The organism is Actinoplanes auranticolor, assembly GCF_018332655.1.
In the GTDB taxonomy this organism is placed as follows: Bacteria; Actinomycetota; Actinomycetes; order Mycobacteriales; family Micromonosporaceae; genus Actinoplanes; species Actinoplanes auranticolor.
This window is the reverse complement of record NZ_BOQL01000045.1, coordinates 65,681-72,096: the sequence shown is the minus strand read 5'-3', so window position 1 is coordinate 72,096 and position 6,416 is coordinate 65,681. Positions and strand designations below refer to the sequence as shown.

Genomic DNA, 6,416 nt, shown 5'->3' with positions numbered 1-6,416 from the left:
CCTGCGTGCTGACCCTGGCCTTGGTCATGGTTCTGTGTCGGCGCGGGACCGTAGGCGGGCGCGCCTCCCGGCTGCTCGGCGTAGCCGGGCTGCTGGCCGTAGCTGGGCTGCGGCCCATGGCCAGACTGCTGGCCATAGCCGGGCTGGCCATAGCCGGGCTGGGCGTAGCCGGGCGGCGGACCGTAAGCAGGCTGACCGTAACCGGGCGGCGGACCGTAAGCAGGCTGGCCATAACCGGCCGGCGGACCATAGCTCGGCTGCGAGTAACCCGGCTGCGGCCCATAACCCGAAGGACCGTAGCCAGGCTGGCCAAAGCCAGGCGGCGGACCATAAACAGGCTGGCCGGAACCCTGCTGGCCAGAGCCAGGCTGGCCAGAGCCAGGCTGGCCGGAACCCTGCTGGCCGTAGCCCGCAGGCGGGCCATAGCCATTGCCGCCCTGCTCGCCGTGTCCAGCGCCGGACCCGACCTGACCGGCACCCTGCTGGCCGTAACCAGGCGGCGGTCCGTAACCACTGCCACCCGGCTGGCTGTAACCATCACCGGAACCGGACTGCCCGGCCACCTGCTGCCCATAACCGCCTTGCGCGACACCAGCCTGGGTGTAACCCCCCTGGTCGAAAGCCGGCTGCCCATAACCAGGCTGCCCATAACCAGCCGGGCCACCGTAACCAGGACCGCCGTAACCAGGACCGCCGTAACCAGGACCGCCCTGGCCGGGACCGACGCCGTAGCCCGGCGCGGCGTAACCCGGCGGCATCCCGTAAGCGCCGGCCATCACCGGCATCGGAGGCAGCCGGACCGGCACCGGCACCACCGGCTCCGCCGGGGCGTTCACCGTGCGGGTCACCCCGTCCGGGAAGGCGATCTGGTAGCTCGTCCCGTCCCAGAACGCCTGTGGCATCTGCGGGTCCCGCCCGACGAACACCGACCGGTATTCCGAGATCGCCGTGAGCAGCCGCTGCTCGTCGTCGGTTGCTCGCTGCTGCGACTCTGCGCTGCCGCTGTGCAGGCCGCGCTGCATGCCGTCGCGCAGCAGGGCCAGTTTGGTCGACGTCGCCTGGAAGCCGCGCATGGCGCGTACCCCCGTGTCTCCGGCCACCCGCTTGGCCCACTGCCGGGCCGAGTGCCGGCGGCCCAGGCTGCCGAGGGTGGCCACCTCCGGCGGCGACAGCCAGCCGGCGCTCACGTAGCCCGGCAGGACGCGCTCGCTCAGCCGGCCCTCCCAGCTGCGCAGGGCGATGGCGAAGCCGACCACCAGGAAGAAGAACGGGACCATGAAGCCGAGGTAGCCGTACAGCATGATCAGGGTCTCGCCGGTGGCCACCGACAGGGTCGGGAGCAGGTTGAACATGCCGTGCAGGATCATCGCCAGCAGCAGGCCCGCGATCGGCGCCAGCCACTTCACCCGGCGGTCCGCCGAGCGGGCGGCCAGGCCCAGGCCGATGCCGGTCATCGCCGTGAACAGCGGGTGCGCAAAGCCGGTGAACAGGATCCGCACGATGAAGATCAGGAAGAGGTTCTGGATGCCGGTCGCCGGGCCGTACTGGTCGGCGCCCGACGCGTAGCCGTGCCCGCCCAGGTAGAGCACGTTCTCGACCATGGCGAAGCCGAGTGCGGAGAGGCCACAGTAGACGATGCCGTCGGTGATGCCGGACCATTCGCGGCGGCGGCGCCAGAGCAGCAGGATCGGGCCGATGGCCTTCATCAGCTCCTCGATGAACGGCGCCACCAGCACCGCCACCAGCGCGTCGGGCAGGCCGATCCGGTCGAAGCCCCAGGCGGCCAGCGAGTTGACGCCGATCGCGACCAGCGTGGCCACGGCCGAGCCCCAGGCGAAGCAGAAGATCAGGTAGCGGCTCGGCTCCGGCTCGTACCGGTCCAGCCAGAGGAAGCAGCCGACCAGCACCGGCACCGGCAGGATCGCCGCGCCCAGGCCGATCGCCAGGCCCTGCGGGCCGTTGCTGACGCCGAGGATGACCAGCATCGCGATCGCGCAGGCCGCGATGAAGGTGATCACCAGGGTCAGCTGCAACCAGCGCGGCACGCGCGACCGCCGGCCGTTCGGCATCGGGGGCAGGGCGGCCGGATCGGGGACACCGACCGGCGCATCCGGCGCGACAGCAACCGACCCGGCCGACGCACCCGCAAGCCCGTCGGAGGGAGACCCGGCGGAGCCGGGGGCGACCGCACCAGCAGTCGCGTCTTCCCTGGTCGGGGTCGATCCGGCGGAACCGGACCCCGGCGCGGCAGGACCAGGCGCCGGGGAGGCCGGAGCCGCGGAGGTGGGTGCCGGGTCGGGCGACCCGCCGTGAGCTACGTCGGCCATGTCGCCCAGCGTAGCCACCCGGACCGGGCCGGGCAGGCCCGCGGCGGCGGAAAGCGGATCAAGAGCGGAAAAGGGCCGGAAATGTCAGGACGGGCCGCGACCGGAGCCGCCGGGCCGGGACCAGCCCGCGCTCTTGCGGGCGGTACGTCCCCGCGCGTGCCAGCCGACCGCCCGCCGCACCAGCCGGGGCGCCTCCGCGTACTCGATCCCGGTGGCCCGAAGCAGGTCCGAGACCGTCGTCCGGACCTGCGCGACGACCACCCCGCCGGAGAAGCCGACCCCTTCGTCGTACGCCCGCCCGGACTCCGCCGCCGCCCGCAGCGCGCGTTCCCGGGTGGCGATCGGCTCGGCGCCCTTGGCCCATTCCTGGCGCAGCAGGTCCACCGCGTCGCCCAGCAGGTCGATCGAGGTCGGCAGGCACTGCGGGATCTGCTCGCCGTCGCCGAGGGCCGTCATCACCCGCCGGGCCAGCACCCGGACGTTGCGCAGCGCGTACGTCACGTGGTCGGCACCCTCGACGTACTGGCTCAGGGCGCCGCGGGCCCGCCAGCGGGCCGGCGCGAACGCCACGTTCTCGCTCGCCGCGGTCGCGGCCTGGTCGAAGCCGGTGAAGGTGGCCTCGGCCGTGCGCAGCCGGTCCAGCGCCCCGCCGACCGCGCCCGCGTCACCGGACCGGAGCCCGTCGGCGATCGCGTGCAGCCCGTCCGCGAGCGCCTGCAGCGCCGGGTCGGCCGCCCGGCGGATCACCGTCAGCGGGTTCAGCGGCAGCAGGACGGTCATCACCGCCAGCCCGACGGCGCCACCCACGAGCGCGTCGAAGAACCGGGTGTACGGCAGCCCGGCGCCGGGCGCCGTCAGAGTCGCGACCAGGACCGCGGATGAGGCGGACTGCACCACCAGGGGCGTACCGCCGCCGACAGCCGCCGCGGCCACGATCGCCAGGACCACCACCAGGCCGACCTGCCACGGCCCGGTGCCGATCAGCAGGATGATGCCGTCGCCGATGCCGATACCGATGGCCACCCCGACGACCAGTTCAACCGTGCGCCGGGCGCGCTGGCCGACCGACGAGGCGAGGGTGATGACGGCGGCGATCGGCGCGAAGAACGGGCTGGGCCGGCCGATCACGTCGTGCGCGACGAACCAGGCGATCCCGGCGCCCAGCCCGGCCTGCGCGGCGAGCGGGAAGCCGGCCCGCACCCGGGACCAGCCGGCCCCGAGCCCGGTCCGGGACCGGCCGCGCAGCTCGGCGAGCACCGCGGCCAGCCCCCGCTGCGCCTCCACCTCGGTCATGGTGCAGACCCTAACCGCAGGCGTGCCAGGATGACCGTCGTGACGAATCTTGTGCAGCGGTGGGTTGCGGCGGCGCGTGGTGCCGGGGCGACCGCCGATGACGCGGATCTCGGCGCGGCCGGTGAGTACCTGCTCACGCGCTGGTCGGAGCCGCAGCGGCAGTACCACACCGTGGCCCACCTGAGTGCGGTCCTCGACGTCGTCGACCGGTACGCCGAGCTGGCGCCGGGCGCGGACCGGGTGCGGCTCGCGGCCTGGCTGCACGACGCGGTGTACGACCCGCGGGCCCTCGGCGACGCCAACGAGCGGGACAGCGCCGAGTTCGCGGCCGGGCTGCTGGCGACCCTGGGCGCGCCGGACGAGGCGGCGGCGGAGGTGGCCCGGCTTGTGGGCCTGACCGCCGGGCACGCCACCCAGGAGGACGACCCGGACGGCGAGCTGCTCTGCGACGCAGACCTGGCCATCCTGGCGAGCGAGCCGGACGCCTACGCGGCGTACACGGCCGCGATCCGCCGGGAGTACGCGCACGTGCCGGACGACGCCTTCCGCGGCGGCCGGACCCAGGTGCTCAAGGCCCTGCTGGAACTGCCGTCGATCTACCGGCACGCGCCCCTGCGCGCGGCGTGGGAGGACAAGGCCCGGGCGAACCTGGAAGCCGAGCTCAAGACCCTCGGCTGAGGTGCTTGGGCCGGCGCAGTCCGGCGGCGCGCAACCGGGCCGAGAGCTCCCGCGAACGGACCAGCGTGGCGCCGAGCCACAACGCCATCGGGAACCGCACGTCCGGGATGTCGTAGTGGTCCCGGTCGAAGGCGCGCCGCGGTGCGCCCAGCATCTCCGCGAAGGCGTGCAGCTCCGCGTACGACACGTCGCTGACCAGGTGCGACCAGAGCCGGCCGCGGGACGGCCAGCGCGGCTCGTCGACGAGGATCAAAGTTCCACTTCGAGCAGGTCGGTGCCCCGGTCCGCGGCGTAGCCCCGCACGTCCGGCACGCCCAGGCGGGCGGCGTCGGCGGTGAGGTCGTCGGGCATCTTCTGCGACTGCCGCTCGGCCTCGACCCGGGCCAGGTAGTGCTCGATCTCCCGGGCGCGCACCGCGGCGTCCCAGCCCAGCGCGTCGCCCATCACCGCGGCGGCGTGCGCAGCCGTCTCAGCGCCCCGGTGCGGGGTCTCGAACGAGATCCGGGTGCGGCGGGTGAGCACGTCGTCGAGGTGCAGGGCGCCCTCGGCCTGGGCCGCGTACGCGACCTCGGCGGCGAGATACTCCGGGGCGCCGGCGAGCGGGGTGGCCAGGGCCGGGTCGGCCTCGATCATCGCCAGCAGGTGGACGGTGAGGGTGCCGTACCGCTCCAGCAGATGCTCGATCACCCCGGCGGTGACGCCGTGCCGGCGGGCGATGTCCAGGCGGTCGCGCCAGGCGGCGGCGAAGCCGTCGGCGCCGAGCAGCGGAAGCTGATCGGTCCGCGAGGGCTGCGCGGAACCGCCGAGCCGGCGCACGGCCCGGTCGATGACGTCGGCGGCCATGACCCGGTAGGTCGTGTACTTGCCGCCGGCCACGAGCAGCAGCCCCAGCATCGGCTCGACCACGGCGTGCTCACGCGACAGCTTCGAGGTGGAGTCGGCCTCGCCGGAGAGCAGGGGCCGCAGCCCGGCGTAGACGCCCTCGATGTCGTCGGCGGTGAGCGGCCTGTCCAGCACGGTGTTGACCTGGTCGAGCAGGTAGCGGATGTCCCGGGCGGACGCGGCCGGGTGGGAACGGTCCAGCTCCCAGTCGGTGTCGGTGGTGCCGATGATCCAGTGCCCGCCCCACGGGATGACGAAGAGCACCGAGGTGGGGGTGCGCAGGATCAGCCCGGCCTCGCCGGTGATCGCCGACCGCGGCACGACCAGGTGGACGCCCTTGGAGGCGCGTACCCGCAGGCCGGGCCGGACACCGACGTCGCTGAGCATCCGCGACATGTCGTCGCTCCAGACCCCGGTGGCGGCCACGACGGTGCGGGCCCGCACCTCGAACTCGGGCGAGTCCGGCGACTCCAGGTCACGCACCTTGACCCCGACCACCTCGCGCGCCTCGCGCAGGAACCCGGTGACCCGGGCGCTGGTGACCACGGCGGCGCCGAGGCTGGCGGCGGTGCGGGCCAGATTGACCACCAGGCGGGCGTCGTCAACCTGCCCGTCGAAGTACCGGATCGCCCCGGTGATCTTGTCCGCGCGCAGGCTGGGGAACAGCTGCCGGGCGCCGTCGCGGGTGAGGTGCCGGTGCAGGGGCATGCCGCGCCCGCTGCCGAACACCCCGGCGAAGACGTCGTAGGCGGCGACACCGAGACCGTAGTAGGCCCGCTGCCAGACCCGGGCGGCCGGTGACGCGGTCGGCAGCGGCACCAGGATCGGCACGGGCCGGACCAGGTGCGGCGCGAGCCGGCTGGTGAGCAGGCCACGCTCGGTGAGCGCCTCGTGCACCAGGTGCAGCTCGAGCTGCTCCAGATAGCGCAGGCCGCCGTGGATGAGCTTGCTGGACCGGCTGGAGGTGCCGGCGGCCAGGTCACGGGCCTCGACCAGGGCGACGCTCAGGCCACGCGAGGCGGCATCCAGGGCGGCGCCGGCGCCGGTGACCCCGCCGCCGATGACGAGCACATCGAACTGCTCGTCCCGCAATCGCCGCAGGTCGGCGGTGCGACGGATGGGCGAGAGCCGGCCGGCGGCATAGCGGGAGACGGAAGGAGAGCGCACAACCCCCACGGTAGCGCTGCCGGGTGTCCCCCCGGCGAGTGAAAAGAGATTGGCAAGATCAAGAGCAGA

5 protein-coding genes are annotated in these 6,416 nt (G+C 73.8%); 1 reads left to right on the top strand and 4 read right to left on the bottom strand.

Features of this window, described 5'->3' with window-relative positions; translation table 11 throughout:
* Together Aau02nite_RS28350 and Aau02nite_RS28345 are read right to left on the bottom strand one after the other, a co-directional pair.
* Positions 1-2,069 (bottom strand): PrsW family intramembrane metalloprotease (locus Aau02nite_RS28350; RefSeq protein WP_438841178.1); only part of this gene is annotated, 2,069 nt, incomplete at its 3' end.
* A 342-nt stretch (positions 2,070-2,411) separates the two neighbouring features.
* The gene (locus tag Aau02nite_RS28345; protein WP_212991646.1) at positions 2,412-3,620 is read right to left on the bottom strand and encodes an FUSC family protein; all 1,209 of its coding nucleotides are present in this window, start codon (positions 3,618-3,620) and stop codon (positions 2,412-2,414) included.
* Between the two features lie 30 nt (positions 3,621-3,650).
* Here Aau02nite_RS28345 and Aau02nite_RS28340 point away from each other — a divergent pair, with 30 nt between their 5' ends.
* Positions 3,651-4,298, top strand: a complete 648-nt coding sequence (locus tag Aau02nite_RS28340) for an HD domain-containing protein (protein ID WP_212991645.1) — start codon at positions 3,651-3,653, stop codon at positions 4,296-4,298.
* Here the strand turns inward: Aau02nite_RS28340 and Aau02nite_RS28335 are convergent.
* Complete coding sequence (locus Aau02nite_RS28335) at positions 4,282-4,551, bottom strand: DUF4031 domain-containing protein (RefSeq protein ID WP_212991644.1); 270 nt, start codon at positions 4,549-4,551, stop codon at positions 4,282-4,284. The two genes, Aau02nite_RS28340 and Aau02nite_RS28335, sit on opposite strands and share 17 nt — an antisense overlap.
* Positions 4,548-6,347 carry a glycerol-3-phosphate dehydrogenase/oxidase gene (locus Aau02nite_RS28330; protein WP_212991643.1) on the bottom strand — a complete coding sequence of 600 codons (1,800 nt, stop codon included), beginning with the start codon at positions 6,345-6,347 and terminating at the stop codon, positions 4,548-4,550. The genes Aau02nite_RS28335 and Aau02nite_RS28330 overlap by 4 nt, the downstream gene beginning before the upstream one ends.
* Positions 6,348-6,416 lie beyond the last annotated feature (69 nt).